This is a genomic window from Pantoea sp. MHSD4 (assembly GCF_021043305.1).
Taxonomy (GTDB): Bacteria; Pseudomonadota; Gammaproteobacteria; order Enterobacterales; family Enterobacteriaceae; genus Pantoea; species Pantoea eucalypti.
Genome location: NZ_JAJNDH010000001.1, coordinates 1147327 through 1173665 on the forward strand (window position 1 = coordinate 1147327; position 26339 = coordinate 1173665).

Here is a 26339-nt window from a genome sequence, read left to right on the forward strand (position 1 = left end):
AAAGTTACAAGGCAACCTGTCATTGGAAAATGTGATGATATCGACAGGCTGATAACGCCGATCGGGATCGCGTGCGATGCCAGGTAGGTCAGGCTCAGCGTGCAGGGAGGAGGCGATACTCCGACGGTTAACCCTCAGCAACGACCCGCTGACGATGGCAGTCGGCGGGATCCAGTTTCTGCCCCTGAGACGAGTAAACTTCAAGACGCGGCAGCGGTTTGCCTTCCGCATTATCCAGCAACACCGAGTGGGTCTCGCCCTTTTCAAACAGATAGCGTTCGCCCCACTGGCGCATAGCCACCACAACCGGAAACAGTGAACGGCCTCTTTCGGTCAGGACATATTCGCTGTAGGCGCTGCCATCCGAGGCCGGCGCAATCTCAAACACCCCAATCTCCACCAACTGCTTCAGGCGCGACGCCAGGATATTTTTCGCCAGCCCTAAGTTGCGCTGGAAGTCACTGAATCTGCGGACGTCATCAAAGGCTTCACGCACGATCATCATGCACCAGCGCTCACCTATAGACTCCAGGGTTCTTGCAACCGGACACTCGCTGGTTCTCAGGGATTCCTGCTTAGCCATTTTTATTCTCTCACTCTGCCTGTCTGATGAACCCAGCTTAGCCACCTTGAAAAGAAGTTGCAAAAAAAAACCAGCTCGATTAATGATAATGCCAATCCAGTTTCAAATAAAAACCAGAAGGCATAATTATGACCACGACGACATGCAAGGCTCAGGAAGCCGATCCATCGCCCGCCGCGATGCCGGTGCTCTCACCCCGGATGATCTTTTTGTTCTCACTCACCTCTGCACTGGCGGTCGCCAATGTTTATTCGGCGCAGCCGTTGCTGGAATTGATAGCCACCAGCCTGCAGGTTTCTCCCGGCACCATTGGCACGGTGGTCACGGTCACTCAGACCGGCTACGCCCTCGGATTACTCTTTCTGGTGCCGTTAGGCGACTGCATCAACCGCAAAAAACTGGTGCTCACCCAGCTGGTGCTTTCCGTGCTGGCGTTAACCGCCGCGGCTTTCGCGCCCGACCTGATGACGCTGCTCTGTGCGATGCTGCTGGTGGGGTTAATGGCGGTAGTCACGCAGCTGATGGTGGCCTGGGCCGCCATGCTGGCGTCACCCACGCAGCGTGGACAGGTGGTGGGTAGCGTGACCAGTGGCATCGTGATCGGCATTCTGCTGGCGCGCTTTATTTCCGGGATGATTGCCGATCTGGCGGGCTGGCGGGCGGTCTTTCTGACGGCCGCCTGCCTGTTACTGCTGATCTCGCTGGTACTGGTGCAAGTGCTGCACGCCACAACCGGCCAGCCGCAGCGCACCCCCTACACTCAGCTGTTACTGTCGGTTTTTCGGCTGTTCCGGACGGAACCGCTGTTGCGCAGGCGAGGCATCCTCGCGCTGCTGATTTTTGCGGCCTTTAGTATGCTCTGGTCTTCGATGGTACTGCCGCTGACGGACCTGTCGCTGACTCACACCGCGATTGGGATGTTCGGACTGGCGGGTCTGGCCGGGGCGCTGGCGGCCTCCAGAGCAGGCGCATGGGCTGACCAGGGACGGGGGCAGCAAGCCACCGGCTTCGCCCTGGTGCTGCTGACCTTCTCCTGGCTGCCGATAGCCGCGCTGCAAAGCTCGCTACTGCTGCTGATAGTCGGGGTGGTCCTGCTCGACTTCGCTATTCAGACGGTACATGTGATTAATCAGAGCCTGCTGGTGGCTGCCCGGCCCGAGGCAGCCAGTCGTCTGGTCGGTGCCTATATGTGCTTTTACTCGCTGGGCAGTGCACTGGGCGCGATTGCAGCTACCCAGCTTTACGCCCACTGGGGATGGCAGGCGGTCTGCTATGCCGGGGCAACTGCCAGCGCCTCTGCCTTTCTCTGCTGGTACGGTATGCGTCACTAATGACATTACCTCTGCAGAGCATTATTCCATTGATGGCTCGGTGAGGCTCTCTGGTGTGGTGCTGTGGTGCGAGGGACAGAGGGACAGTCCGCCACAGCAGACCATTCAGCAGCCTGGAAGTTATCATCCGTGACAGATATGCTTTGCGGTAAGCGACGCCAGTATTCAGAGTCTCAAGACTTCGCTATACAACGCGCGGCCGGTTCATATAGGTTATTTCTCACAGCCACCCTGTTCCAGGAGGAGCACATGCCGGAATATTGTTTTTTTAAGAATGGACGCCAGATTACCGTGCTGGAGAGAAGCGACAGCGCAGGCGCGGCTGAACTGTCTCAGCGCGGCTACGAGAAACAATTCGAAGAAGTGACCGCCCCTGATGAAAATCGTGCGCTGGCACGTTTTCATGACATTCATAATGACGATCAGCAGCGTGCGAATGCATTTGCTCGCGGGGAAGTGTTTGCCATTTTGACCGTGGGACTGCTTAGCGTGGCGGGCTGGCTCATTTTTAAATAGGCAGACGCGCCCTCAGTCAGCGGGATAATGAGCAAATTAACTATCGTGCCGCTGGCAGAACGCGTCGATGTCGCCGTGCTGAAAGTCGGGCAGATTCGCCATCAATTTCTCCAGCGGCCAGTTCCACCAGGCAATGCGCTGAAGGCGGGCCGCAATCGCTGGGGTAAACCGCACCCGCAGTGGCCGGGCCGGCACACCGCCAACCACGCTGTAAGGCGCAACGTTTTTCGTCACGACGGCGCCCGCAGCCAGCACCGCACCATCTCCAATCGTAACGCCAGGCAGCACAATGACACCGTGACCGATCCAGACATCATTTCCGATCACTACACGGTCGGCGCGACGGGCGGCAAAGAAGCCCTGGTCCCGTCGGGCATCGTGATGATAATACTCCGGGCAGTAGGTAAAGCGATGCTGAGAGGCGCGGTCCATGGGATGATTTGGCGCACCGATACGCACCTGATTGGCAATGGCGCAGAATCGCCCTACCTTGGTGTCGGCCAGGCAGCAGTGCTCGCCGACATAGGAGAAGTCACCCAGTTCGCTATATTCCAGTGAACTGTGCGCCAGGATCTCACACTGCTGACCCACGGTGGTTTCCCGCATCTTCACAGTGTCATCAATCCAGGTGTGCGCTAAACGGGCAGGTACAACGGCGGCAATGGACATATTACTCCCGGTCTGGATAAGCAGCGCCCCGGCGGCCTGCTTTTTGCCTTACCACCTTACACAACGCCGATGACAGAGAATTGACAAAGAAAAAAGGCGGAGTGGTTAGCTCCGCCTTGTTTCAAGTTCCGGTTAACCTGCGTGACCGGTCAGTTGCATAAGGGCAACGATGATCTGCAAGATGACCCGGATAAGATCCAGAATCAGCTTAGTCAGTTCCATCACTTTCCTTCTCCTTTTACAGGAGCGCGCTGTTCGGCAAACCAGGGCTTTGACTCTACCCGCCGGGTGCCTAAGCACATCTTTGTGGAGAGGGCTGAGCGGCACTCATGGTTAAAGCCACAGGCCAGCACCACCTGATGCCTGCCGGGATTTTAAAACCGTGCCCCTGGGAGCGGCCAGTCGACAATGAGGCGATGCTCAACACTCAACACCTGTATAAACATACAGCATTTTGGCGAAACTTGAAATCCTTAGCCGCACATTTTACAATCTTGTCTGTGGAGAGTGCTGAGCACCTCGTTCGCAGCGCGGTTACCAGCCGGGTAGCGAACAAAAAAATAAAGGATTTGGCGACATGCCAAATCCTTTTTTTATGCCTGCTTCCTGCTTAAAAAAGCAGCACGGAACTTACTTCGCGGCGCTGATTCGCCAGACGGTATTACCTGCATCGTCAGCAATCAGGACACCGCCCTGTTTGTCGCTGGCCAGACCCACCGGCAAACCGCGCACCTGCTTTTCGTCATCCGTCAGGAAGCCCGAGACCACCGTCTGCGGCTGCCCTACTGGCTTGCCATTCTCGAATTTCACCCACACCACTTTATAGCCATTCAGCGGTGTCCGGTTCCAGCTGCCATGCTCACTGATAAACGCGCCACCACGGTATTGCGGCATGTTATCGGCGCCATAAAACAGCAGACCCAGCGGCGCGACATGTGAACTCAGGGCATAATCGGGCTTGATCGCTTTCTCTACCAGATCGGGGCGCTGCGGTTCGGCACGGGTATCCACATGCTGGCCATAGTAGCTGTAGGGCCAGCCGTAGAAGCCTTTATCCTGCACTGAGGTCATGTAATCAGGCACCAGATCGGAGCCGATTTCATCACGCTCATTGACCACAGCCCACAGCTTGCCGCTCTGCGGCTCCCACTGTAAGCCGGTTGGATTGCGCAGTCCGCTGGCGAAGATACGGCTGGCACCACTGGCTGCGTCCACCTCCAGCACCGCCGCACGACGATACTCGGCGCCAATGCCGTTCTCGGTGACGTTACTGTTGGAGCCGACACCGACATAGAGCTTGCTGCCATCGGGGCTGGCTAACAGCGCCTTGGTCCAGTGGTGGTTAATCGGTCCGCCCGGCAGTTCTGTCACCTCTTCCGGTGCGGTGCGAATCTCCGTTTCCCCTTCGCGATAGGGGAATTTCACCAGGCTGTCAGCGTTCGCGACATAGAGCGTGTTACCAATCAGCTGCATACCAAACGGCGAATGCAGATTTTCAATAAAGCGATGCTGCTCCCATTTACCGTTAACATTGCGCAACAGCGTAATGCGGTTGCCGCCTTCTCCCCCTTTGCCTGACGCTTTTTGCACAATGCCCATGATCAGCTGTTTAGGCCGTGTCGTCGGCTTCGGTGGTCCGTTGGATTCCGCCACCAGCACATCGTTATTTGGCAGCACATAGACCTGACGCGGATGCTGCAGATTCTCAGCAATTTTTTCAATCTTCAACCCGTCAGCCACTTTTGGCATTTCGCCCGCTTTCCAGGGCGTGCCTTCCGGCACCTGCATTGGCGGCATAAAGAAATTCTTCGCCTGCGGCAGTTCAGGGTTCGGTCCGGTCTGCTTTTGCGGATCGACCAGCGCACCCTCATCACAGCCTGCCAGCAAGGCGGTCAGGGTCAGCGCGAGCAGCGTTTTATGCGGTATGTTCATGGTGGCTCCTCCTTAAGCGCTACGCTGACGTAACGCAAGTTGCACATTCGCCAGCAGCAGCAGTGCTACCACCAGCGTCGAAAGCGTCACACCCAGCGGGATCACAGCGGCGGCATCACGGCTGTGAATAAACGCATTGACGATAGCGATCGCAATCGCCACCAGCCAGAGCCAGAAATGGCCCTTCTCCGCACTGTCACTGCCGCGAAACAGATAAACCAGCGCGATGATTCGCGGCACAATCGCCAGTATCAGTCCCAGCGCAATCAGCCAGCTGGCGGCATCCGTCCAGAACTGTACATAGGTCTGCATGTAGAGAATGTCGAACAGCCAGGCGGCGACAAAAAAGCCCAGCGGCACTGGCTCCAGCAAAGCGTAAAGCGTCACGGCAAACGCCGATCTTCCCAGGGTATTGCGCATGTTTCTCTCCATTTTTAACGTGAATGCGGATCGGGTCAGACGTCGCGCTGCTCAGAGCAACCGACACCGCGCCTGTAAAAGATTAGTAAATCTGAAGAGAAACAGAGGGTTTATTCGAAAGGAATTGCAAATCAGGCGGATGACGTCCCTGTCATCGCCGGTCTGTCAGGACTTATCAGCGGGTAACGTGACCCAGTATCCTGGCTGGTAAGGCAGCGGCAGAAACTTCTCGTGGAAGGTGCGGAACGTGGCGTCCGGATCCAAATCAGCAAACAGATCGGGGTGCAGCCATTTCGCCAGCGCCTGAATCGCCACAAACTGATACGGGCTATCATAGAACTGATGCCAGATGGCGTGGACGTTGCCGTTGTGCGCCACCGGCAGAGTTTTGAAAGCATCGCGCATCATCAGCGCTTTCAGACGCGCCGTGGCTTCAGTGACGTTGGCACCCGGACCCACGCCGACCCATTTGCCCACGGTATTGTAGTTCTTCCAGTTCGCGCCGGTCACCACCACCGCATCCGGCTGGCTGGCGATGATCTGCTCCGGGTTAACGGTGCCGAAGGTACCAGGAATCAGATCTTTAGCGATATTGCGACCGCCTGCTATCTCTACCATCTGACCAAAGTTCTCATTACCAAACGACATGCAGCACTCGTCGCTGTAGCCGCCTGCACGGTCAATCATCACTTTCGGCCGGTAGCCGGTAAAGTTTTTCAGACGCGAGGTGACAAGGTCAATCTGCTGCTGGCGGAAGGTAATAATTTCCTGCGCCCGCTCTGGTTTATTCACCAGTTCGCCCATGATGCGGATACTTTTCTCCGCGTTCTCCATCGGGGCTTCGCGGAAATCGATAAACACAACAGGCACACCCACCGCCTGCAGTTTTTCAATCAGCTTGCCTTCATCGGTGGCAGCTTTGGATTCCAGATTCATCAGCACCAGATCGGGCTTCAGGGTTAACGCCTGTTCCACGTTGAAGGTGCCATCTTTTGCGCCACCAAAGGTCGGTAATTTTTTAATTTCCGGATAGCGTTTTTCATAAGCCTGATAACCGTCCCAGTCCGCTTTATGCAGGTCATCACGCCAGCCAATCACCCGCTTAAACGGCGCACCCGTATCAAACGCCGCCAGCAGATAGATCTGACGCCCTTCGCCCAGAATGATGCGTTTTGCCTCCTGCGGCACCTCGACCTGACGGCCTGCAACATCGGTAATCATTTTGGCCGAAGCCGTCCCGGCTAACGTCAACAGCCCCAGCGCTAAAAACCATTTTTTCATTGTAAAAACCCGCACAAATGATAATGAGAATTATTAATGTAAAACGGCGTTACTATTACCTAAAACCGGGGTCAGGGGAAGTCATCCAAATAAATGATTTTGCAGCGCGGCGTTAACAGGCTGAGAAGAGGGTAAACAATGCTCCCTCCGGGCACAAAAAAGCGCAGCGTGTCGCGGCTCACAAAACGCGCATCTTTCGTGAATATGCTCACAACGGCCTGGGCGGCTGCACATATTTTAGCCATTAATCGTATCGTTTTGGCTAATGCGTTAATGAATTGTGATCGCTAAATTTAAAATGAAACAGCGTTTTAATAATTCATCAGGACAGCCTGCCACAGGAGCTTAACCGTGAAGATCAGCGCCATTGATGTCACCCTTTTTACTTATCCCACCCAGCGTTGCGCCGACAGCGCAGGACACTCTCATCCGGGTCCGGAGAATGATGCCCAGATGGCGTTACTGACCCTGACCAGCGAGGATGGCGACTGCGGTTACGCCTTTGCGCCGCCGGAAGTGGTGCGTTCTCACGTGGTTAATGCCTTCTTCCGCAAGGTGCTGATCGGTCAGAACGCCTTTGACCGCGAGCGTCTGTGGCAGGACCTGGTGCACTGGCAGCGCGGCAGTGCCCACCAGCTCACCGAACGGGCGCTCTCCGCTGTGGAGCAGGCACTGTGGGATCTGATTGGGCGCAAACTGAAACAGCCGGTCCACAAGCTGCTGGGCGGCTATCGCGAGAAGATCCCGGCTTACGGCAGCACCATGTGTGGCGATGAGCTGAACGGTGGTTTATCGACGCCCGATGAGTATGCACAGTTTGCTGAAAAGCTGGTGGCGCGCGGGTATCAGGCGATCAAGCTGCACACCTGGATGCCGCCGGTCTCCTTTGCGCCCAGCCCGGCGATGGATATCAAAGCCTGCGCGGCAGTGCGCGAAGCGGTCGGCCCTGATATCGCACTGATGCTGGATGGCTACCACTGGTATAGCCGAAGTGACGCGCTGACCATCGGCAAGGCACTGGAAAAACTTAATTTCGCCTGGTTTGAGGAGCCAATGGAAGAAGAGAGCATGGCCTCTTACGCCTGGCTGGCGGACAACCTCTCTATTGACGTGCTTGGCCCGGAAAGTCTGGGCGGTAAACATCACAGCCGTGCCGACTGGGTTCGCGCCGGCGCGTGCGACATTCTGCGTGCGGGTGCCAATGGCGTAGGCGGCATCTCTGCCACGCTGAAAGTGGCCAGTCTGGCTGAAGCCTTTGGTATGGATTGTGAAGTCCACGGCAATGGTGCAGCAAGCCTGGCGGTGGTCGGCGCGATTCGTAACTGCCGCTGGTATGAGCGCGGCCTGCTGCATCCCTTCCTGGATTATGAGACGCCGCCTGCCTACCTCAATAGCCTGATTGATCCGATGGACGATCAGGGCTTTGTCACCCTGCCCACGGGAAACGGACTGGGTGAAGATATTAATTTCAGCTGGATTGAGACTCATACGCTGAATCGCTGGTAAATCGCACTTCCGAAAGTACGGCACACAATAAGAACCCCGTTACCGCGCACCTCTGTCGATGCGGTAAACGGGGAAAAAACCTCTGACCTGCTGGACTTCACTTATGACCCTGACACAACGATGTGGCGCGTGGCTGATCACGCTGGTGGTGCTGACGGGCAGCGCGTCTATCCAGGCAAAAACGCCGGATGACCAGCTAATCGTCGGCATGAACATGAATAACCTGCTCACCCTGGATCCGGCCGCCATGACCGGCAACGAGGTGGTCGGCATAGTGGTGAATCTTTATGACGGCCTGGTTGAGCTGAACCCGCAGCAGCTCACCGAGGTGCGCCCGGCGCTGGCCGAACGCTGGTCAGTGAGCCCCGATAACCGCACCCTGACCTTTCACCTGCGTGACAACGTCAGGTTTCATTCCGGTAATCCGCTCACCAGCGCCGATGCGGTCTGGTCGATGCGGCGGGTGCTGCATCTGAATCTGGCGCAGGCATCGGTGTGGAAATCGTACGGTTTCAGCCGCGACAACGTTGACCAGATGATCACCGCCCCCGACGACCGCACGCTGGTGATCACACTTCCTAAGCCAAACGATCCGCAACTGGTGATTTACTCGCTGGCGGCGCTGGGCAGCATGGTGGTCCTGGACCGCAAAACGGTGCAGCAGCATGAGGTTGATGGCGACTGGGGCAACCGCTGGCTGACCACGCATGAAGCGGGTTCCGGCCCGTTCCGGCTGGATGTCTGGCAGGCAAAAGATGTGCTGCGGATGAGTCGCGCGGCAGACTACTGGCGCGGAGAGGCAAAAATATCGCGGGTGGTGTTCCGCCACCTTCAGGAGTCGCAGACCCTGCGGCTGATGATGGAGAAAGGCGACCTGGATATTGCCAGTAACATGGCGATCCCCGACGTGCGCGCCCTGCGCCACGATCCCGACCTCACCATCGACGCAGTCAGAAAAGGGACGATTTATTACCTGGCGATGAGCATGAAAGATCCGCACTTCGGGAATAGCAAAGTGCGTGAGGCGGTCCGCTATCTGGTCGATTATCAGGGCATCAATAAGAGCCTGATGACCGGCTACGGCGAACTCCATCAGCGCCCGATTCAGGCCGGGATGCCCGCCACGCTACCCGACCCCGGTTACCGGCTTGATGTGCCGCGTGCCCGGGCATTGCTGGCTGAGGCGGGTTATCCGGACGGCTTCGACACCACGCTGCGGGTGCTGGCCGATCAGCCGTTCCTGAATATCGCCATCGCGGTGCAGTCAACGCTGCTGCAGGGCGGGATTCGCGCAAAAATCATTACCGGCACCGGCAACCAGATTTATGGCGCGATGCGCGATCGTCAGTTTAATCTGCTGGTCGGACGCGGCGGCAGCGGTGTAGAGCCGCATCCCCACTCCAGCCTGCGTTCGCTGGTCTACAACCCGAACAATGCGGACAGCGCCCGGCTGACTAACTTTCAGGGCTGGCGCACCGGTTTCTACGACGCGCAGCTTAACCGCATGATCGATCAGGCATTGGTTGAACGCGACAAATCCCGTCAGCAGCAGGACTATTTCGCCATCCAGCAACGCTATGACCAGCTGGTGCCTGCGCTGATGCCGATTTCACAAATGCTCGACTCCGTGGTGGTCAGTAACCGGGTGCAGGCGTATCAGCCCCATCCCTCCGCGACCACCTTTCTGCGCGACGTCTGGAAAACCCCTGAAGCCCTGGCGGGAGGCACCCCATGATTCTGACCCTGACCCGACATCAGTGCCGTCGCATCACCCATCGCGCGGTGCAGGTGCTGATTACCCTGTTCGGCCTGCTGCTGCTGACCTTTTTTATTGGCCGGGTAATGCCGCTGGATCCGGTGCTGGCGATTGTCGGCCCCGACGCCGATCAGGCCACTTACCAGCAGGTCTACCACCAGCTCGGCTTTGATAAACCGCTGTGGGTACAGTTTGGCATCTACCTTAACGCGCTGCTGCATGGCGATCTCGGCCATGCGCTGCTCACCGGTCAGCCGGTGGTATACGACATTCTGCGCGTCTTTCCCGCCACAGTAGAGCTGGCCACGCTGGCAATTGTGATTGGTGCGGGCCTCGGCGTACCGCTGGGTGTGCTGGCGGCGGCACGCCGTAACAGCGTCATCGACTATGTGGTGCGGATGCTCAGTCTGGCCGGTTACTCCACGCCGATCTTCTGGGTCGGCATGATGGGCCTGCTGCTGTTCTATGCCCATCTCGGCTGGGTCGGCGGCGCAGGACGGGTGGATTTCAGCCTGGATGGCATTGTGCCCCATCGCACCGGCTTCATGCTGATCGACGCCCTGCTGGCCGGCAACAGCCAGGTATTCTGGAACGCACTCAACCATCTGGTACTGCCCGCCTCGCTGCTGGGTTTTCACTCTATGGCCTATATCAGCCGCATGACGCGCAGCTTTATGCTGGCGCAGCTCTCGCAGGAGTTCATCCTGACCGCCCGGGTCAAAGGCCTGACCGAATGGCAGGTGATCTGGCAGCACGCCTTCCGCAACATCCTGGTGCAGCTACTGACCGTCGTGGCGCTGGCCTATGGCTCGCTGCTGGAGGGCGCGGTACTGATCGAAACGGTCTTCTCCTGGCCCGGCTTTGGTTCTTACCTCACCGGCAGCCTGATGCTGGGCGATATGAATGCGGTGATGGGCTGTGTGCTGGTGGTGGGCCTGATTTTTGTACTGCTTAACCTGATCTCCGACCTGCTCTATCAGGTGTTTGATCCGAGGACCAAAGTATGACGATCTCCTTTGACACTGCCTCTGTAAGTCACTCCCGCGAGCGTCTGGCACGCTGCCAGCGGTTTGCAGCCCGCTGCGGCTATTTCCTCTGGCGCATGGCCTGTAATCCCCTCACCGCCATTGGCGGCGGCATTGTGCTGCTGCTCTGCATCGTCGCACTGTTTGCGCCCTGGATCGCGCCATATCATCCGCTGATTCAGGATCTGAACAACGCCCTGACACCGCCCGGTGCAGCCCACTGGTTTGGCACCGACGAGTTTGGCCGCGATATCTTCAGCCGTCTGGTCTGGGGCGCGCGCATCACGCTTTACATTGTACTGCTGGTGTCGGTCACTGTCGGGCCACTGGGCCTGCTGCTGGGCGTCACCGCCGGTTACTTCGGCGGCAAAGTCGATAGCGTGCTGATGCGCGTCACCGATATCTTTATCTCCTTCCCGAGCCTGGTACTGGCGCTGGCGTTTGTTGCCGCCCTGGGCCCGGGTCTGGAGCATGTGGTGATTGCCATTACGCTCACCGCGTGGCCGCCTATCGCCCGTCTGGCGCGCGCCGAAACGCTGTCGCTGCGTCAGGCGGACTTTATCTCAGCGGTCCGTTTACAGGGCGCATCGCCGCTGCGGGTGCTGTGGAAACATATTATTCCGCTCTGCCTGCCGTCGGTGATTATCCGCATCACCATGAATATGGCGGGCATTATCCTCACTGCCGCCGGGCTGGGATTTCTCGGGCTGGGCGCACAGCCGCCCGATCCGGAATGGGGCGCGATGATCGCCAGCGGCCGCACCTACATGCTGGAGTGCTGGTGGGTGGTCACCGTGCCCGGTCTGGCGATCCTGATTAACAGCCTGGCATTTAATTTCTTAGGAGATGGCCTACGTGACCTGCTCGATCCCCGCAGTGAGTAACGCCTCGCCGTTGCTCGACGTGCGCGATTTGCACGTGAACTTTATTAACGGACGCCAGGCAACCCCGGCGGTGCGCGGCGTCTCTTTTCAGCTCGGTCAGGAGAAGCTGGCGATAGTCGGCGAGTCTGGCTCCGGTAAATCAACCGTGGGTCGCGCCCTGCTGCAGCTGCATCCGGCGAAGGCGCGCATTGAGGCGAGCCGGATGCAGTTTGGCGATATCGACCTGCTGCACGCCAGCCCGGCGCAGATGCGCGCCATTCGTGGCAAACGCATCTCAATGATTATGCAGGACCCGAAATATTCGCTGAATCCGGTGATTCGGGTTGGTGAGCAGATCGCCGAGGCCTGGCGTAGTCATCATCGCGATCAGAAATCGGCAGCACGTCAGCGGGCGCTGGCAATGCTGGAGGAAGTGCAGATCCGCGATCCAGAACGGGTTTATCAGCTCTATCCTCATGAGATTTCCGGCGGTCAGGGTCAGCGCGTGATGATTGCCATGATGTTGATCACCGAACCGGAACTGGTGATTGCCGATGAGCCGACCTCTGCGCTGGATGTCTCAGTACGACTGCAGGTGCTGGCACTGCTCAATGATCTGGTGAAAGCGCGCGGACTGGGGCTGATTTTTATCAGTCACGATATCAATCTGGTGCGCAGCTTTTGCGATCGGGTGCTGGTGATGTATGCCGGGCGCGTCGTGGAGTCACTGGCCGCCTGTGACCTCGATCGCGCACAGCATCCTTACACGCAGGGACTGCTGGCGGCGCTGCCCGACCTTGATCACCGCCGCACACGCCTGCCGGTGTTACAACGTCAAGCAAGCTGGTTAACCGATTAAGGAGTGGTGATGATTAATGTGAAAAATCTCAACCTCAGCTTTGGCGATGAGGGCGCGCGGAATCAGGTGCTGTTCGACGTAAATCTGCAGGTTAATCAGGGTGAAATCTTCGGGCTGGTCGGTGAATCGGGATCGGGCAAAACCACGGTACTGAAGTGTCTGGCGGGGCTGTTCACTCACTGGCAGGGAGAGCTGATGATTGATGGTCAGCCACTGGCGCATCACATCGTTCGGGCACGCTGTCGGCAGGTGCAGATGGTGTTTCAGGATCCTTACGGTTCATTGCATCCGCGTCACACGCTGGGCGACATTCTGGAAGAGCCGTTGCAGATTCAGGGTATCGGGCAGCGTCAGCAGCGGGTCGTGGCGATGCTGGATAAGGTTGGATTGAATCGCGCCTGGCAGACGCGTTATCCCCACCAGCTATCCGGTGGTCAGCGTCAGCGCGTGGCAATTGCCAGGGCGCTGATTCTGGAGCCACGCGTGCTGCTGCTGGATGAGCCGACCTCCGCACTGGATGTTTCGGTGCAGGCGGAGATCCTGAATCTGCTCAGCGATCTGCAGCAGCAGGAGAACCTGACTTATCTGATGGTGACGCACGATCTTGGCGTGGTGGCGCATCTCTGCCATCGCGTAGCCGTCATGCAACAGGGCAAAGTGCTGGAGACGCTGGATGTGCCGACGCTGGTGGCCGATCGCGCCGCAATGCCCTATACGCGGATGCTGGTGGAAGCGAGTCGCCACAATCATGCGGCGCTGGCGCAGCCGGGCTGAATATCAGCGGGTATCTGAAAAGAATCAAAAAAGGCCGGCTGGACCGGCCCTGTGATATCGAATGCGTTAGTGGGTCAGCTGACGCACAAAAGCAACGATCTCCTGGTTTTTGCCATGCTCAAACAGGCACTGCTGGAAACGCGGGCCGCTGACGGCGGTGCGAACCAGTTCAGGATCGATGGCACGCAGGGTATCAAGGTAGTTCTCTTTGATCACCGCAGCCTTGACCTGATTCAGCAGACCGGCGTTTCGCACCTGTGGCTCTTTACGCTCTGGCGGATAGCCATTGCCCTTCTCGCCCGTGAACGCTTTTTCAAAGATAAAGCGCAGGTTCAGCTCAGCGCCCCAACCAAAACCTTTAGCAAATGGCAGAGATAAGGCATTGCCGTTGTTGATTTGCGCGAACAGGTAAGCATCCGCCGGATCGATACAGTAGCCACAGACCACGCCCGGATGGATGTTAAGCGACATCAGCGCGCCCTGGCCGGTGCCACAGCCCGCAACGACAAAATCCACTGCCTGGCTGTTAAGCAGCACGCTGGCCTGGATGCCGAGGTGAATGTAGGTCAGATGATGATCCTGCTCATCGCTCATCCCGACGTTGAAGACCTGATGGCCCAGCGGCTGCGCGACGCCTTCCAGTTCTTTCAGCACGGTAACGTTTTTAGCGGCCTGACTGTTTTCCATCATTAACGCGATTTTCATGATCTACCCTCGTAAAATAAATGAAACACCGTTTCATTTTAGAGAAAAACCATTAAAGTGCATGGATTAATTCACCCTGGTGCTGTGAGGCCCATCACAAAACGGCCATTGCAGCGCCCACGACTGCGTGAGGACAATGATGTTTATCTACCACAAAGAGCGACCACTGGAAGATCTGGGTAACGGCGTGACCCGCCGCGTACTGGCACATGGCGGCACAATGATGGCAGTGGAAGTGCGTTTTGAAAAAGACGCCATCGGTCCGCTGCATCATCATCCCCATGAGCAGCTGACCTATGTGCTGAGCGGACGCTTTGCCTTCACCATCAACGGTGAAACCCGGGAAGTTGGCGCTGGGGACACACTCTATAAAGCACCCAATGTGGTTCATGGCTGTGTCTGTCTTGAGGCTGGCGTGCTGCTGGATACCTTTACGCCACAGCGCGAAGATTTCCTGACCACGAAATAGTGCAGGCGGCCCGGCGGGCCGCCTCATGAACTGCCGCATGAATGCCCATTTTTCCTGCACGAAAAATTTGACTTAAAACGCGTACAACTTTTCCACCATTCCCTTCCCAGCTAACTGAATGATTCACCACAGTTTCCCCTCAGGCCGCGCTGCGCTTAGCTTCCTGTAAAAAATCATTCGGGCTCACTTCTGTACAAAATGAAGATCGTTGTATAAGTTTAATGACAACGACAGTTCGTTTTTTAACCCGTAAAAGGATAATAATATGCCGATGCAAAACACCCTTACCTTGCCGCTGAATCACAACGCGCCGGTTAATAGTGAGTTCCGTTCATCCTTTGCTGCATCTGAGCAGGATAAACTTAATTTTCTAATCGAAGAGTTACTGGAAGCGGGCAAGGAAAAAAGCTGTATGGAGTTACTGCGTCATCTGGCCTCTGCGGACAGTGCTGAAGAAGAAGCCTGTTGCCGTGAACTGCTGACGTTGCTGATGGCCCAAAAATGAAGTCTGTGGCTGGCTGTTCAGCACAGATTCAACACCGGGCATTACCACGAAAACCCGCCTGACCGTATTTCCCCGTTCAGGCGCGTCACCTCTGCTGAAAAGCTGCCGCTTTTTTTGCACCGTAATTTACACCGACGCGAATATTGATAGCTGATAGCTGATATACGTGTACGACCTTGTTAAACCGACCCGACGACTCTCATTGCTTCTCTTTCAACTCTTTTGTTAGCCTGAATCTTCCCGATTTATTATCAGGTTCCACAGGCGTGCTATGACCATGACCTCTTTCCCTGCCACGCTGCATCTGCTGTGTGGAAAAATAGCGTCCGGGAAATCGACGCTGGCAGCACAGCTGGGTGCTGCGCCCGGTTGCGTAGTGATCAGCGAAGATCAGTGGCTGGCCGCACTCTATAAGGATGAGATGCAATCGGTGGCTGATTACGTGCGTGTTGCGGCAAAGCTCAGGAAGGCGATGACGCCGCATCTGGTCGCATTGCTTAACGCAGGCGTATCGGTTGTGCTCGATTTTCCGGCCAACACCCGGGGGAATCGTGACTGGATGCGCTCGGTGATTGAGGCATCCTCTGCCGACCATCGCCTGCATTATCTGGATGTGCCGGACGCGCTGTGTAAAGCGCGTCTGCACGCCCGTAATCAGAGCGGCGAACACGCCTTTGCCGCCACGGACGAGCAGTTCACGCTGATTACCCGCTATTTTGAACCGCCGCAGGAGGAGGAAGGCTTTAACCTCGTGCGGCACAGTTAACATCTTCTGCAAATTTACGAGAGATCGAGTGCCGCAAGCACCTCAGCAATCTGCTGGTTATCCGCATCAGAGAGTGGCAACAGCGGACGCGGCAGGCAGTCGCGTGCCGTCAGTCCCAGCAGACCTGCTGCGGCATTCATCACCCTGAAGCTGCCGCCGTGCTGGCGGAACAGCGACCACAAAGGCTGCAGGCGCTCCGACTGCGCCCTGACGCTCTCATGATCACCTGCTGCTGCTGCGTCGGTCATTGCTTTCGCGACACGTGGGAACAGCCCGCCGCACACGGAATACCAGCCATCACAGCCTGCAATCAACGCATTGGCAGCAGACGCGTCGCCGCTGATGCCAACCGACACGGAAGCAGGCAGTATGTCGCGCAGTTGGGCCAGGCGATCATTTGCTGCCGATTGCGCCGCCGGAACACCGGGAATTTTTACCGACCCGATACCGGGAAGTGAGGCAATCCGGCTCAGTAACGCATCGGAGAACGTAAAATGGGTGGTGCCCGGATTGTCATAAATGCAGACTGGCACCGAGGCGTGTCGCGTCACGGTTTCAAACAGCGTAAACACCTCATCTTCTTTCAACGTCTGATACCCCAGCGGTGGCAGCAGTAAAGCGGCTGCGCCCGCCTGCTGCGCATCCTCTGCCAGCGCCAGCACCTCATCAGTATTTATCGCGCCAATGCAGATCATCACTGGAATCGCCTCCGCATGTTCAACGGCCCGCTCAGCAATGCGCCTGCGCTGTGCCCGTGTCAGCCAGGCGTAGCTGCCGGTGGACCCCAGCACGCCCAGAGAATCGACTTTTGCCTCCGTCAGCCTGCGCAGGATCCGAAGAAAGGCCGCTTCATCGGGTTTGCCATCGGCAAAAGGAGTAAGGGGAAAGGCACTGAGTCCGCTGAACATACGCTTTGCTCCATCATGAGACTGTTCGGGCTGGTTATCACCTGTACAGTCATATTTCGTCACTGGCCGAAGCATGGCTTTGCCCCGCCCGCTATTTTTGCGCTACAGCCCTTTTTGCTCTTACCCAAAGGAAATAGCGATGATTGCCGTACTGTTTGAAGCCGAGGCACGACCCGAACAGCAGATGCGCTACCTGCAACTCTACGTACGTTTTTCGACATCACCGTTGCCTGATGCCTCCACGCCACCTCGGTCCTGAACCTCTTTGCCCCCAGCATCGCTGACCTCTGGTCACGCCAGAATCTCCGTTTTAGACGGTAACACGCATATGAAATCTGTCACAATTCCGCAAACTTATCTCACGCACGTTAACACGAGCAGAAAAACAGCCATCCGCTTCAACTTGCTGAATAAAATAGGTTTTATATGATAACCCCCAGAAATCATGTTCCCCACACATCAATCAATGCCTTTTTTGCACTTATTTAGCGACGGGCGCTGATCCACTCTTCAGTAACAGGCGCGGCAAAAAGCGTCAAACCTTACTGGAGTTACTGATGCAAACGACCTCACCCATGACTCATCGCGCCAGGATTGGCGCCATATTTCGTGTTACCTCCGGCAATTTCCTCGAACAGTTCGATTTCTTCCTGTTTGGTTTCTATGCCACTTACATCGCCCATACCTTTTTCCCGGCCAGCAGTGAGTTCGCCTCACTGATGATGACCTTTGCCGTGTTCGGCGCAGGATTCCTGATGCGCCCGATTGGCGCAGTGGTACTGGGAGCGTACATCGATAAGGTCGGTCGCCGTAAGGGCCTGATTGTCACGCTCTCCATCATGGCGGCAGGCACCTTTATGATCGTGCTGATCCCCTCCTACCAGAGCATTGGCCTGTGGGCGCCGATGCTGGTGCTGATCGGTCGGTTGTTACAGGGCTTCTCCGCCGGAGCAGAGCTGGGCGGCGTGTCGGTCTATCTGGCGGAGATCGCTACGCCGGGCCGCAAGGGCTTCTACACCAGCTGGCAGTCGGGTAGCCAGCAGGTCGCCATTATGGTGGCGGCGGCGATGGGCTTTATCCTCAACGCCGTGCTGGAAGAGAGCGCCATCCGTGAATGGGGCTGGCGTATTCCGTTCCTGTTTGGCTGTCTGATTGTGCCGTTTATCTTCATATTGCGTCGCAAACTTGAAGAGACACAGGCGTTCAACAACCGTCGCAGCCATCCCGATGTGAAGCAGGTGTTCCGCATCCTGCTGGCTAACTGGCAGGTGGTGATTGCCGGGATGCTGATGGTGGCGATGACCACCACGGCGTTTTACCTGATTACGGTTTATGCGCCGACCTTTGGCAAAAAAGTGCTGCTGCTCAGCGCCTCTGACAGCCTGCTGGTGACCTTGCTGGTAGCAGTGTCGAACTTTATCTGGCTGCCGATTGGCGGCGCGATCTCCGACCGCTTTGGCCGTAAGCCTGTACTGGTCGCCATGACACTGCTGGCGATCGTCACCACCTATCCGGCCCTGAGCATGCTGGCGGCGGCACCAGGCTTTTCGATGATGCTGGGTGTACTGCTGTGGCTGTCGATGATCTACGGGCTCTACAACGGCGCGATGATCCCGGCGCTGACCGAAATTATGCCCGCGGAAGTCCGTGTGGCGGGCTTCTCACTGGCCTACAGCCTGGCAACAGCGCTGTTCGGTGGTTTTACCCCGGTGATGTCAACCGGCCTGATTGAGATGACCGGCGATAAAGCCTCGCCAGGTTACTGGATGAGTTTTGCGGCAGTTTGCGCTCTGGGCGCGACACTCTACCTCTATCGTCGTACCCGCAGTGCCGTCACGCCTGCCCATGAAACTGTTAGCTGAGGAACGGAAGATGAAACTGAAAACGATGTCACTTTATGCTGCCCTGCTGTTTAGCGTGGCAGGCAGCGCCACGGCGCAGGCAAAAGAACTGACGGTAATGATCTCCGGCGGGTTTAAAGCGGCGTGGGATACGCTGTCGCCACAATTCGCAAAACAGGAAGGGATCACCATCAACACCGTTGCTGGTCCGTCAATGGGTAAAACACCGCAAGCCATTCCAGCCCGGCTGGCACGCGGTGAACCGGCTGATGTGGTCATCATGGTTGGCGATGCGCTAAGCAATCTGCAAAAAGAGGGCGCGACGCTGCCAGGCTCACGGGTTGAACTGGCGGACTCCCGCATTGGCGCCGTCATTAAAAAGGGTGCCACACCCATTAAAATCGGCAGCGAAAGTGAGTTGCGTACTGCCCTGCTGAATGCCTCTTCCATCGCCTATTCTGACAGCGCCAGCGGCAAATATGTCAGCAGTCAGCTGTTCAAACGGCTGGGCATTGAGGATCAGGTTAAAGGCAAGGCGGTAGAAGTTGAACGCATCCCGGTCGCTTCCCAGGTTGCTGAAGGTAAATACGCCATCGGGTTTCAGCAGGTCAGTGAGCTGTTGCCTGTTTCAGGCGTAACCTTCATTGGTGAACTGCCGGACAAGCTGCAATACACCACTCGTTTTGCCGGTGCCGTGGTGCGCAGGTCAGCACAGCCAGATGAGGCAGCGAAGCTGCTGCACTGGCTCGCCTCGCCCGAGGCTCAGCAGGCTGTCCACGCCAGCGGCCTGCACACCGTGAAAGCGTCAAAACCGGTTAAAGTCGCTGATACTGTTCAATGATCAGGTTCTCCAGTTCGCTGGCGATATGTGACAGTATCCGGCCATTTTTGCGCAGCAGGCCCACAGTGCGTTTCACCGGTGGATCGGTTAACGGCACCGCCGTCAGCAGCGCGTGCTCGTAGCCAGGTAGCGACATGGCGGGGACGGCAGCAATGCCGAGCCCCGCCTCAACCATCCCCAGCATAGTTGTCACGTGCCGGGTTTCACAGACACAGGGCTTCTCCGGCATAACAGCCTGTAACGCCTGATCGAGCAGGTTACGGTTGCCGGAGGTTTTATCCAGCCCAATCCATTCATGCTGATAAAACGCCTGCCAGCTCAGGCTCTTTTTGCCTGCTATCGGATGGTCTCGCCTGCAGGCCGCCAGGTACGGGTCATCCATCAGCGGCTGAAAATGCACATCCGGCTGCGAGCGGCTGGAAAAACTGATGCCGAAGTCAGCCTGCCCGCCAATCACCGCGTCATAGACGTTAGCCGCACTGCTGTCGATCAGTTTCACGCGTACGCGGGGATAGCGCACCTGAAACAGCCGGATGATGTTGGGCATGAAATAGTAGGCCGCTGACGGCACGCAGGCCACAGTAATCAGTCCGGTGCGGGCTAAGCTCACCTCACTCAGATCGGCCATGACCTCTTCAAAATCGGCCAGCAGCTTTTCCGAACGCTGAGCAAACGCATGCCCTTTCAGCGTCAGCGTGACGCGGCGTGTGGTCCGCTCAAACAGCTTAATACCCAGCGTGGTTTCCAGCTTATCGATGCGGCGGCTTAGCGCCGACTGTGAAAGGCAGATCGATTCCGCCGCCAGGCGAAAATTACCAAACTCCACCAGCGCGCGAAAGGCGTAGAGATCGTTGAGATCGAAATTAACCGGCATGGTTTTCTCTTCCCTTAACCTGCATCAGACTTTTGTTCATCATTTTCATCGCCTTCCGTTTGACCAAAGTCGGACACGAATCTGCTGAGCAGTTGTTCCAGCGTTTCACGATCGCTTTCCGGCCAGTGCCGGAAGACGCGCTGATAAACCTGCACACGTTGCGCATCGATTTTATCCGTCATCGCTCTGCCATCCAAGGTGATTGCTGCCTCATTAATTCTTTTGTCCTGCCGGTTTTTCTGCCGCCGGACCAGTCCGGTCTCTTCCAGTTTCGCGACCTGACGACTGACCGTGCTGTAGTCACGCCCTACCCGATCGGCCAGTTCACCCACGCCGATCGGCCCGAACCGGCTGACCTGCACCAGAAGCGGAAACAGCGCCCGATCGAGGTCGATACCCGCCGCTTTAATCATCGCTACATCGCGCTGGGGCCGGTTAAGCGCGCCAGCAATCGTCAGCAGACAATTGTGCAGCGCATCGTATTTATGTGTATTTTGCACACTTTTCATTGACGCCATCCAGAGGCAGGAATAATGTGTGTACTTTACACTTAATTGCTTATTATTAGAAGGACAGCAACCTATGAAAGCAGCCATCATTAGTCAGGCCGGTCAGAAACCACACTATGGAGATTTCCCCACTCCTCAGCCCGCTGAAAACCAACTGCTGGTTCGCGTGAAAGCCGCCGCCATGAGCCAGCTGGTCAAAGCACGGGCGGCAGGCACGCATTACAGCGCCACTGCGCCCTATCCTCTGGTGCCAGGCATTGACGGCACCGGTTACCTCGAAAACGGCGATGCCGTTTACTTTCTGACCTTTGGTACCGCGTCGGGCAGCATGGCGGAAAGTGTGGTGGTCAATGCCCGCTGCGTCATTCCGCTTCCTCCAGCGCTGGACCCCGTGGTCGCCGCCGCGCTTGCCAATCCAGGCATGTCTTCATGGGCCGCACTCACCCGCCGGGCTGAACTGCGCAAAGGCGAAACCGTGTTGATTAACGGCGCAACCGGCACATCCGGCCGCCTGGCGATTCGCATCGCCCGCAGTCTTGGCGCGGGCAAAATTATTGCGACCGGCCGGAACCCGGAGATACTGCAGCAACTGCTTAATGAGGGCGCAGACAGCGTCATGACACTGGATGCTCTGGCCGCTGAACTTCCTGCCCTGATGGCAGACGGCATTGATGTGGTGCTGGATTATCTCTGGGGTGAGAGCGCGCTGGCGATCATGGAAGCGGCGGTGCGAGGCGGTGATCATATCGTTCGCTTCGTTCAGATTGGCTCACTCAGCGCACAGGAGATCCCTTTGCACAGTCATTTGCTGCGTGCATCCGGGCTGACACTGATGGGGAGTGGTCTGGGCAGCGTATCCAACGCAGACCTGATTGACTCACTGGCAGAACTACTACAGGCTGCCGGGCAGCACGGCTTTTCGGTGCCTTTTAAACCACGGCCTCTTTCTGAGGTGGATACAGCATGGGATGAAGATGACAGCCGCTGTCGAACAGTGTTTACGCTGTAGTCTCCCGCGGCATCAACAGCGCGGGCCTGCCTGTCGGACAAGCCGCCACTAACCTTCGGACGGCATCGGATGCAGAAAACGTTCAGGATAATCGGGCGTGAGAACGTGCTGCTCACTGTAACGGCCAAACAGCTTATAGCGGTTTAACGCGATGCGGTCGTAAGCCGCGTTACTGATCACGTCCGGAAAGTGACGCAGCACCGCCAGCCCGCGCCAGGGTGCTGGCAGGTGCTGCATAACACGGAAAACCGCCTGCGCCCGCAGCCAGTGCTGATTACCGTCAATGTAGACAAGGGTGGTGATATTCTCCTCCGGCAGTCCGGCCCAGCGCAGCAGCGCTTTGCCCTGCTCGCTCTGCACCGAGGCAAAACGGACCTGCCGCGCCAGATGGTGGCGCAGCAGAAACTGAACCCAACCGTTACACAGCTTACAGACGCCATCATAAAGCACGGCGCTTTCACCGGTTTGCAGATACGGGGGCGACGACATCCTGCAACTCCTCACTCCTCTGATGATGAGCTGAAGTGTAGCGGGTTCTGGTCAGTTGCTGTTGCAGCCAGTGGATAACGGCAGCGTGATCCTGGGCGCAGGCATCCACCTCAAACAACGGCCCCAGCGTCATTGGCCTGGCCTGTTGTGCCAGCTGATGAAGTTCAGGCAGGTACTCAGCGCCTGGATGCCCCGGCAGTCGCTGGGTCAGTCGCGCCTGATAGCGCGCCACCGCCACCTCCGGTTCAATCTTCAGCCACAGCTCAAGCACCTCTTCGACGCCCGCCTGTTGCAGTCCCTGCTCCAGCAGCGCGCGCGGCTGAAAACCAAACCAGGCATCGATCAGCCAGACCTGACTGGCGGGTGCCTGTTCGACGATGTTCCAGATCGCCTGATAGGCCGCGCAGCCCAGTTGCCGGTTACGCTGCCGATCGACCGGCGCAAAAGCGTGCATAAAAGGCTCTTTCAGGCTGTCCAGCGTCAGCACAGGCCAGCCAAAGTGTTGTGATAGCGCGTGCGTCAGGGTGCTCTTACCCGATGCCGGAATGCCGTTAACCAGCACCACGCGTTTAGGGGGGATGTTTTGTGTCATAGGATATCAATAACCTCCGCGACACTGCTGGCCCGACGTAAACGGACCAGCGTCTCCTCATCCTCCAGCAGCGACACAATCGCGCGGATCCCCTCTTCAATGTGGGCGTTGCTGTCGCGCGCGCCAAACATAATCACAATGTCCGCTTTATCACTGCCCTCAAACGAGATCGGTTCATTCAGCAGGATCATACTGAAACAGTCGCGGATCACCCCCGCTTCCGGCCGTGCATGAGGAATGGCAATTCCCTCCTCAAACACATAATACGCCCCATGGGCCAGGGTGTTCGCGATCACCGCATCCGGATAGGTGGCATTGAGATAGCCGCCGCTAACCAGCGGTTCGGCGGCCAGCGCGATAACCTGACGCCAGTCCGTGGCGTCGATGCCAATCTGAATGGCGTTGGCCTCTTGCAATAACTGCTTAATCGTCATCAGCTCTCCTTAAATCGACTGGCGAACCACATTGCGTAATTCATCGATTTTGACAAACAGCGCATCAATTTCATTACGATAGCGACGGCTTTTCGCAAATAAACTTAATGCCCGGTTATATTCCAGCATTAATTGTTTTTGCGTTTCACCATCACGCGGATTAATTGCGAGCTGCTGCTCCAGTTGCGTTATTTTCTCGCGACTGACTTCCGCCAGATGATCCTGCTGCTGCTCGCTGGGTTGTTCCGCAGCCGGAGACTTTTTTAAGAATCCAAACATAGGCTCTCCTGCCCCCTATATGCCGGGGTGTCTCAGATTAATAGTGATGATAAAAACGTTTAACGCAATAATTCGGTGATGGCGACGCGGGTAATTAACGGAATAACTGCATCTTCTCTACCAGCACATTGGTCACTGCATCATTGGCGGGCACCAGGAAATTACGCACGCTGTCATTGACCTTGCCTTTCTCAAAGGTCGATTTGCACTGCGCCACCCACTGCACATTCATTTCGGTGCCGACATTGACCTTCTCAATCCCGCTGCTTACCGCCAGTCGCATATCTTCATCGCTGACGCCGGTGCCACCGTGCAGCACCAGTGGCGTGTGGGTTGCCGCCGTAATATCCGCCAGGCGCTGATGCTGAATATGCGCCTTCCCGGTGTAAAGGCCATGTACGGTGCCGATTGAGATTGCCAGCATATCAACGCCGGTCTCTTCAACGAAACGGCGTGCATCTTCCACCGGCGTAAACGCGATCGCCTCCATCTCCACACATTTACCATCTTCCGAACCGCCAATCGCACCCAGTTCCGCTTCAACTGAAACATTATGCGGACGCGCCATATCAATCACCCGGCGGGTATTGGCAATATTCTCTTCAATCGGCAGATGTGACCCGTCATACATCACGGAACTGAATCCGGCATCTATCGCCGTCTGAATCGCCGCTAAATCGGAACAGTGATCGAGATGCAAACAGGTCGGCACATTCATACTCTCCGACAGCGATTTAATGGCATCGACCAGCAACTTATGACCGAGATATTTCGCCGTGCCGGTGGAGATCTGAATCATTAAGGGACTGTTGGTCTTCTCTGCCGCTTTAAAATAAGCGGGCAACATTTCCAGGCAGTGAAGATTAAAAGAACCCACCGCTTTAAAGTCACGCTGTTTAGCCAGCTTTAACAGGTCGGCGAAATTATAAAGTTTCATGGATTTTTTCCTCTTGAGGTTTGGTGGATTTGCCGTTAACAAACCAGGCAAGCGCGGTAACAAAAGCAATAAACAGGGCGACGAACAGCCAGTTATTCTGGAAGGCGTGGCCGAGCACCAGGCCGGTACTGATGACGTCCGAGTCACTGAAGGTCACGCCGGTGAAGCCGTAGCTCTCCAGCATTGGCACCAGGATGGCGGGCAGAATGGTGATAAAGAGTCCGTGGACGAAGCCGCCGATCATCGCGCCGCGTCGTCCGCCCATGGCATTACCAAAGACCCCGGCGGTGCCCCCGGCAAAGAAGTTGGTCAGCAGTCCCGGCAGGATCATCGCCAGTCCAAACATCGGGAAGACGAGCATGCCAACGATGGAGCCGAGCGTGGTGGCGAGGAAGCCGACAATCACCGCGTTCGGGGCGTAAGGAAACATCACCGGGCAGTCCAGCGCCGGTTTGGCATCGGGTACCACGCGCATGGCGATGCCCCGGAAGGCAGGCACCAGCTCGTTGAGCAGCAGGCGGACACCGCTGTAGAGCACAAAGACCCCGGCCACGAACTGAATCGACTGCATAAAGGCGTACATCAGGTAGTTCATGCCGTTGCTGTACTGGGCAATGAATGCCGGACCGGCCGCCACGGCGGGGATCAGGTACATCGGCACCATCACCAGCGCCATCGACAGATAGGTATCCTGCAGAAACTTAAAGTTATCGGGCAGCTTCAGGTCTTCGGTGGAGCGCGATCCTTTGCCCACCACTTTGGCGACCGCCGCCGTGACCAGATAGCCAATGGTGCAGAAGTGACCCAGCGCCACATCGTCGGAGTCGGTGATACGCCGCACCACCGGCTGTGCCAGCGCGGGCATCACGACCGCCATGATCCCGCCGAAGATGCCGCCGGTCAGGATCAGCGGCAGGCCAGTCAGCCCCGCTTTGTAGCCGATGACAGCGCCAATCGTCGCCATCCACAGCAGGGCCTGGCCCGTCAGGAAGATGTACTTAAACGGTGTCAGCCGCGCGATGATGATATTGACGATAAAGATCACCAGCAGCGTCAGCGCCACTTCAGATCCCAGCTCACGGTTAGCCAGTCCGGCGATAGCGGCTACATCGGTGATATAGCCGCGCATACCAAAGCCGTGGGTAAAAATGGTATTGAGGAACGTCAGCGTCCCCACAATAATATTGATACCCGCCATCATAATTAAAAAGCCGAGCAGGGTTTTAAAGGTGCCTTCCACCACCTTGCCTGCTGATTTCTTCTGCAGCAGCAGACCAATCAGCGCAATAAACGCGATCAGAATTGAGGCCTGCCCCAGCAGATCTTTTACCAGGAAGTCGATCACACTATTCATGGGCAGCGACCTTCTCGTTACGTTCTTTTAAAAAGGCCAGGATCTTCTGCTCTATTTCCACTTTATCGGTGAGCCGGTTAAGAATAATGACCCGTTTAATCTGCTCCGGACTGGCGTCGGCATTTAATACATCGGCAAAGGCTTTTTGCGTCAGGATCATATCTGACTTAAATGCATTCGCTTCTGAAATGGTGGTGTGATCGATATCGGCCTCAATTTCCAGTTTTTTTAATACTGCTTTTGCGCTCATCTCAATCGCAAAACTGGATCCTAATCCACAACCACAGACACATAATATTTTCAGCATGGTTT

The 26339-nt window shown here is 56.8% G+C and carries 30 protein-coding genes; 14 read left to right on the top strand and 16 right to left on the bottom strand.

Annotation, left to right across the window (positions count from 1 at the left end; genetic code table 11):
- Positions 1-127: 127 nt before the first annotated feature.
- Complete coding sequence (locus tag LQK91_RS05275; protein WP_008925175.1) at positions 128-583, bottom strand: winged helix-turn-helix transcriptional regulator; 456 nt, start codon at positions 581-583, stop codon at positions 128-130.
- A 128-nt stretch (positions 584-711) separates the two neighbouring features.
- Between LQK91_RS05275 and LQK91_RS05280 the strand changes: the two genes are divergently transcribed.
- Both LQK91_RS05280 and LQK91_RS05285 read left to right on the top strand, forming a co-directional pair.
- On the top strand, positions 712-1914 hold the full coding sequence (locus LQK91_RS05280) for an MFS transporter (protein WP_105099189.1): 1203 nt from the start codon (positions 712-714) through the stop codon (positions 1912-1914).
- A 249-nt stretch (positions 1915-2163) separates the two neighbouring features.
- Complete coding sequence (locus tag LQK91_RS05285) at positions 2164-2430, top strand: hypothetical protein (protein ID WP_039660253.1); 267 nt, start codon at positions 2164-2166, stop codon at positions 2428-2430.
- A gap of 36 nt (positions 2431-2466) precedes the next feature.
- Here the strand turns inward: LQK91_RS05285 and LQK91_RS05290 are convergent, their stop codons facing one another.
- From LQK91_RS05290 to LQK91_RS05305, 4 genes are all read right to left on the bottom strand, one after another.
- Positions 2467-3099 (bottom strand): DapH/DapD/GlmU-related protein, encoded by a 633-nt coding sequence (locus LQK91_RS05290; RefSeq protein ID WP_039660257.1) that lies wholly within the window; start codon positions 3097-3099, stop codon positions 2467-2469.
- Positions 3100-3729: 630 nt separating this feature from the next.
- Complete coding sequence (locus LQK91_RS05295) at positions 3730-5031, bottom strand: PQQ-dependent sugar dehydrogenase (RefSeq protein ID WP_003853556.1); 1302 nt, start codon at positions 5029-5031, stop codon at positions 3730-3732.
- 12 nt (positions 5032-5043) lie between these two features.
- A complete protein-coding gene (locus tag LQK91_RS05300; protein WP_105099190.1) occupies positions 5044-5451 on the bottom strand; it encodes a DUF2231 domain-containing protein in 408 nt (135 codons plus the stop codon).
- Positions 5452-5616: 165 nt separating this feature from the next.
- Positions 5617-6732, bottom strand: a complete 1116-nt coding sequence (locus tag LQK91_RS05305; RefSeq protein ID WP_003853552.1) for an ABC transporter substrate-binding protein — start codon at positions 6730-6732, stop codon at positions 5617-5619.
- 351 nt (positions 6733-7083) lie between these two features.
- Between LQK91_RS05305 and LQK91_RS05310 the strand changes: the two genes are divergently transcribed.
- From LQK91_RS05310 to LQK91_RS05335, 6 genes are all read left to right on the top strand, one after another.
- The gene (locus tag LQK91_RS05310; RefSeq protein WP_105099191.1) at positions 7084-8238 is read left to right on the top strand and encodes a mandelate racemase family protein; all 1155 of its coding nucleotides are present in this window, start codon (positions 7084-7086) and stop codon (positions 8236-8238) included.
- A 103-nt stretch (positions 8239-8341) separates the two neighbouring features.
- Positions 8342-9973 (top strand): ABC transporter substrate-binding protein, encoded by a 1632-nt coding sequence (locus LQK91_RS05315; protein WP_105099192.1) that lies wholly within the window; start codon positions 8342-8344, stop codon positions 9971-9973.
- Positions 9970-11001: an ABC transporter permease gene (locus LQK91_RS05320; protein ID WP_003853543.1), complete on the top strand. Its 1032-nt coding sequence runs from the start codon at positions 9970-9972 to the stop codon at positions 10999-11001. Before LQK91_RS05315 ends, LQK91_RS05320 begins: the two co-directional genes overlap by 4 nt.
- Positions 10998-11903, top strand: coding sequence for an ABC transporter permease (locus LQK91_RS05325; protein WP_003853540.1), 906 nt, complete (start codon positions 10998-11000; stop codon positions 11901-11903). Before LQK91_RS05320 ends, LQK91_RS05325 begins: the two co-directional genes overlap by 4 nt.
- Entirely contained in the window at positions 11875-12741 is an 867-nt protein-coding gene (locus LQK91_RS05330) for an ABC transporter ATP-binding protein (protein WP_105099284.1), read from the top strand. The genes LQK91_RS05325 and LQK91_RS05330 overlap by 29 nt, the downstream gene beginning before the upstream one ends.
- Positions 12742-12750: 9 nt before the next feature.
- On the top strand, positions 12751-13515 hold the full coding sequence (locus LQK91_RS05335) for an ABC transporter ATP-binding protein (protein WP_033762966.1): 765 nt from the start codon (positions 12751-12753) through the stop codon (positions 13513-13515).
- 66 nt (positions 13516-13581) lie between these two features.
- Here LQK91_RS05335 and LQK91_RS05340 read toward each other — a convergent pair whose 3' ends face one another.
- Positions 13582-14220, bottom strand: a complete 639-nt coding sequence (locus LQK91_RS05340) for an RpiB/LacA/LacB family sugar-phosphate isomerase (RefSeq protein WP_003853539.1) — start codon at positions 14218-14220, stop codon at positions 13582-13584.
- 139 nt (positions 14221-14359) lie between these two features.
- On the opposite strand from LQK91_RS05340, the gene LQK91_RS05345 reads away from it, so the two are divergent.
- From LQK91_RS05345 to LQK91_RS05355, 3 genes are all read left to right on the top strand, one after another.
- The gene (locus LQK91_RS05345) at positions 14360-14689 is read left to right on the top strand and encodes a cupin domain-containing protein (RefSeq protein WP_003853538.1); all 330 of its coding nucleotides are present in this window, start codon (positions 14360-14362) and stop codon (positions 14687-14689) included.
- Between the two features lie 265 nt (positions 14690-14954).
- A complete protein-coding gene (locus LQK91_RS05350) occupies positions 14955-15194 on the top strand; it encodes a hypothetical protein (RefSeq protein WP_008925164.1) in 240 nt (79 codons plus the stop codon).
- A 271-nt stretch (positions 15195-15465) separates the two neighbouring features.
- On the top strand, positions 15466-15960 hold the full coding sequence (locus tag LQK91_RS05355) for an AAA family ATPase (protein ID WP_105099193.1): 495 nt from the start codon (positions 15466-15468) through the stop codon (positions 15958-15960).
- A 14-nt stretch (positions 15961-15974) separates the two neighbouring features.
- On the opposite strand, the gene LQK91_RS05360 is transcribed toward LQK91_RS05355, so the two are convergent.
- Positions 15975-16868, bottom strand: coding sequence for a dihydrodipicolinate synthase family protein (locus LQK91_RS05360; protein ID WP_078804391.1), 894 nt, complete (start codon positions 16866-16868; stop codon positions 15975-15977).
- 554 nt (positions 16869-17422) lie between these two features.
- Between LQK91_RS05360 and LQK91_RS05365 the strand changes: the two genes are divergently transcribed.
- On the top strand, positions 17423-18730 hold the full coding sequence (locus LQK91_RS05365) for an MFS transporter (protein ID WP_105099194.1): 1308 nt from the start codon (positions 17423-17425) through the stop codon (positions 18728-18730).
- Between the two features lie 10 nt (positions 18731-18740).
- A complete protein-coding gene (locus LQK91_RS05370) occupies positions 18741-19550 on the top strand; it encodes a molybdate ABC transporter substrate-binding protein (protein WP_003853528.1) in 810 nt (269 codons plus the stop codon).
- On the opposite strand, the gene LQK91_RS05375 is transcribed toward LQK91_RS05370, so the two are convergent.
- Together LQK91_RS05375 and LQK91_RS05380 are read right to left on the bottom strand one after the other, a co-directional pair.
- Positions 19525-20424 (bottom strand): LysR family transcriptional regulator, encoded by a 900-nt coding sequence (locus LQK91_RS05375; RefSeq protein ID WP_039660268.1) that lies wholly within the window; start codon positions 20422-20424, stop codon positions 19525-19527. The two genes, LQK91_RS05370 and LQK91_RS05375, sit on opposite strands and share 26 nt — an antisense overlap.
- Positions 20425-20438: 14 nt before the next feature.
- Positions 20439-20933, bottom strand: coding sequence for a MarR family winged helix-turn-helix transcriptional regulator (locus tag LQK91_RS05380; protein ID WP_105099195.1), 495 nt, complete (start codon positions 20931-20933; stop codon positions 20439-20441).
- A 73-nt stretch (positions 20934-21006) separates the two neighbouring features.
- On the opposite strand from LQK91_RS05380, the gene LQK91_RS05385 reads away from it, so the two are divergent.
- A complete protein-coding gene (locus tag LQK91_RS05385; RefSeq protein ID WP_039660271.1) occupies positions 21007-21942 on the top strand; it encodes a quinone oxidoreductase family protein in 936 nt (311 codons plus the stop codon).
- Positions 21943-21990: 48 nt separating this feature from the next.
- Here LQK91_RS05385 and LQK91_RS05390 read toward each other — a convergent pair whose 3' ends face one another.
- The 7 genes from LQK91_RS05390 to LQK91_RS05420 all read right to left on the bottom strand — a co-directional run bounded on the left by LQK91_RS05390 (position 21991) and on the right by LQK91_RS05420 (position 26334).
- Entirely contained in the window at positions 21991-22431 is a 441-nt protein-coding gene (locus tag LQK91_RS05390; RefSeq protein ID WP_039660273.1) for a thiol-disulfide oxidoreductase DCC family protein, read from the bottom strand.
- Positions 22400-23023, bottom strand: coding sequence for an AAA family ATPase (locus LQK91_RS05395; protein WP_003853517.1), 624 nt, complete (start codon positions 23021-23023; stop codon positions 22400-22402). Before LQK91_RS05395 ends, LQK91_RS05390 begins: the two co-directional genes overlap by 32 nt.
- Positions 23020-23457 carry a PTS sugar transporter subunit IIA gene (locus LQK91_RS05400; protein WP_003853514.1) on the bottom strand — a complete coding sequence of 146 codons (438 nt, stop codon included), beginning with the start codon at positions 23455-23457 and terminating at the stop codon, positions 23020-23022. The genes LQK91_RS05395 and LQK91_RS05400 overlap by 4 nt, the downstream gene beginning before the upstream one ends.
- A gap of 9 nt (positions 23458-23466) precedes the next feature.
- Positions 23467-23736 carry a hypothetical protein gene (locus tag LQK91_RS05405; RefSeq protein WP_003853512.1) on the bottom strand — a complete coding sequence of 90 codons (270 nt, stop codon included), beginning with the start codon at positions 23734-23736 and terminating at the stop codon, positions 23467-23469.
- 94 nt (positions 23737-23830) lie between these two features.
- The gene (locus LQK91_RS05410) at positions 23831-24673 is read right to left on the bottom strand and encodes a class II fructose-bisphosphate aldolase (protein ID WP_003853511.1); all 843 of its coding nucleotides are present in this window, start codon (positions 24671-24673) and stop codon (positions 23831-23833) included.
- Positions 24660-26027: a PTS sugar transporter subunit IIC gene (locus tag LQK91_RS05415; RefSeq protein WP_008925155.1), complete on the bottom strand. Its 1368-nt coding sequence runs from the start codon at positions 26025-26027 to the stop codon at positions 24660-24662. The genes LQK91_RS05410 and LQK91_RS05415 overlap by 14 nt, the downstream gene beginning before the upstream one ends.
- Positions 26020-26334, bottom strand: coding sequence for a PTS sugar transporter subunit IIB (locus LQK91_RS05420; RefSeq protein WP_003853506.1), 315 nt, complete (start codon positions 26332-26334; stop codon positions 26020-26022). Before LQK91_RS05420 ends, LQK91_RS05415 begins: the two co-directional genes overlap by 8 nt.
- Positions 26335-26339 lie beyond the last annotated feature (5 nt).

Excerpts from the sequence above, each read along its gene's own strand:
- LQK91_RS05395 (WP_003853517.1), bottom strand. The coding sequence starts at position 23,023 with ATGACACAAAACATCCCCCCTAAACGCGTGGTGCTGGTTAACGGCATT.
- LQK91_RS05350 (WP_008925164.1), top strand. The coding sequence starts at position 14,955 with ATGCCGATGCAAAACACCCTTACCTTGCCGCTGAATCACAACGCGCCG.
- LQK91_RS05370 (WP_003853528.1), top strand. The coding sequence starts at position 18,741 with ATGAAACTGAAAACGATGTCACTTTATGCTGCCCTGCTGTTTAGCGTG.
- LQK91_RS05325 (WP_003853540.1), top strand. The coding sequence starts at position 10,998 with ATGACGATCTCCTTTGACACTGCCTCTGTAAGTCACTCCCGCGAGCGT.
- LQK91_RS05410 (WP_003853511.1), bottom strand. The coding sequence starts at position 24,673 with ATGAAACTTTATAATTTCGCCGACCTGTTAAAGCTGGCTAAACAGCGT.
- LQK91_RS05275 (WP_008925175.1), bottom strand. The coding sequence starts at position 583 with ATGGCTAAGCAGGAATCCCTGAGAACCAGCGAGTGTCCGGTTGCAAGA.
- LQK91_RS05320 (WP_003853543.1), top strand. The coding sequence starts at position 9,970 with ATGATTCTGACCCTGACCCGACATCAGTGCCGTCGCATCACCCATCGC.
- LQK91_RS05295 (WP_003853556.1), bottom strand. The coding sequence starts at position 5,031 with ATGAACATACCGCATAAAACGCTGCTCGCGCTGACCCTGACCGCCTTG.
- LQK91_RS05390 (WP_039660273.1), bottom strand. The coding sequence starts at position 22,431 with ATGTCGTCGCCCCCGTATCTGCAAACCGGTGAAAGCGCCGTGCTTTAT.
- LQK91_RS05335 (WP_033762966.1), top strand. The coding sequence starts at position 12,751 with ATGATTAATGTGAAAAATCTCAACCTCAGCTTTGGCGATGAGGGCGCG.
- LQK91_RS05345 (WP_003853538.1), top strand. The coding sequence starts at position 14,360 with ATGTTTATCTACCACAAAGAGCGACCACTGGAAGATCTGGGTAACGGC.
- LQK91_RS05420 (WP_003853506.1), bottom strand. The coding sequence starts at position 26,334 with ATGCTGAAAATATTATGTGTCTGTGGTTGTGGATTAGGATCCAGTTTT.
- LQK91_RS05355 (WP_105099193.1), top strand. The coding sequence starts at position 15,466 with ATGACCATGACCTCTTTCCCTGCCACGCTGCATCTGCTGTGTGGAAAA.
- LQK91_RS05285 (WP_039660253.1), top strand. The coding sequence starts at position 2,164 with ATGCCGGAATATTGTTTTTTTAAGAATGGACGCCAGATTACCGTGCTG.
- LQK91_RS05340 (WP_003853539.1), bottom strand. The coding sequence starts at position 14,220 with ATGAAAATCGCGTTAATGATGGAAAACAGTCAGGCCGCTAAAAACGTT.
- LQK91_RS05415 (WP_008925155.1), bottom strand. The coding sequence starts at position 26,027 with ATGAATAGTGTGATCGACTTCCTGGTAAAAGATCTGCTGGGGCAGGCC.
- LQK91_RS05280 (WP_105099189.1), top strand. The coding sequence starts at position 712 with ATGACCACGACGACATGCAAGGCTCAGGAAGCCGATCCATCGCCCGCC.
- LQK91_RS05360 (WP_078804391.1), bottom strand. The coding sequence starts at position 16,868 with ATGTTCAGCGGACTCAGTGCCTTTCCCCTTACTCCTTTTGCCGATGGC.
- LQK91_RS05290 (WP_039660257.1), bottom strand. The coding sequence starts at position 3,099 with ATGTCCATTGCCGCCGTTGTACCTGCCCGTTTAGCGCACACCTGGATT.
- LQK91_RS05300 (WP_105099190.1), bottom strand. The coding sequence starts at position 5,451 with ATGCGCAATACCCTGGGAAGATCGGCGTTTGCCGTGACGCTTTACGCT.
- LQK91_RS05385 (WP_039660271.1), top strand. The coding sequence starts at position 21,007 with ATGAAAGCAGCCATCATTAGTCAGGCCGGTCAGAAACCACACTATGGA.
- LQK91_RS05405 (WP_003853512.1), bottom strand. The coding sequence starts at position 23,736 with ATGTTTGGATTCTTAAAAAAGTCTCCGGCTGCGGAACAACCCAGCGAG.
- LQK91_RS05400 (WP_003853514.1), bottom strand. The coding sequence starts at position 23,457 with ATGACGATTAAGCAGTTATTGCAAGAGGCCAACGCCATTCAGATTGGC.
- LQK91_RS05375 (WP_039660268.1), bottom strand. The coding sequence starts at position 20,424 with ATGCCGGTTAATTTCGATCTCAACGATCTCTACGCCTTTCGCGCGCTG.
- LQK91_RS05380 (WP_105099195.1), bottom strand. The coding sequence starts at position 20,933 with ATGAAAAGTGTGCAAAATACACATAAATACGATGCGCTGCACAATTGT.
- LQK91_RS05315 (WP_105099192.1), top strand. The coding sequence starts at position 8,342 with ATGACCCTGACACAACGATGTGGCGCGTGGCTGATCACGCTGGTGGTG.
- LQK91_RS05305 (WP_003853552.1), bottom strand. The coding sequence starts at position 6,732 with ATGAAAAAATGGTTTTTAGCGCTGGGGCTGTTGACGTTAGCCGGGACG.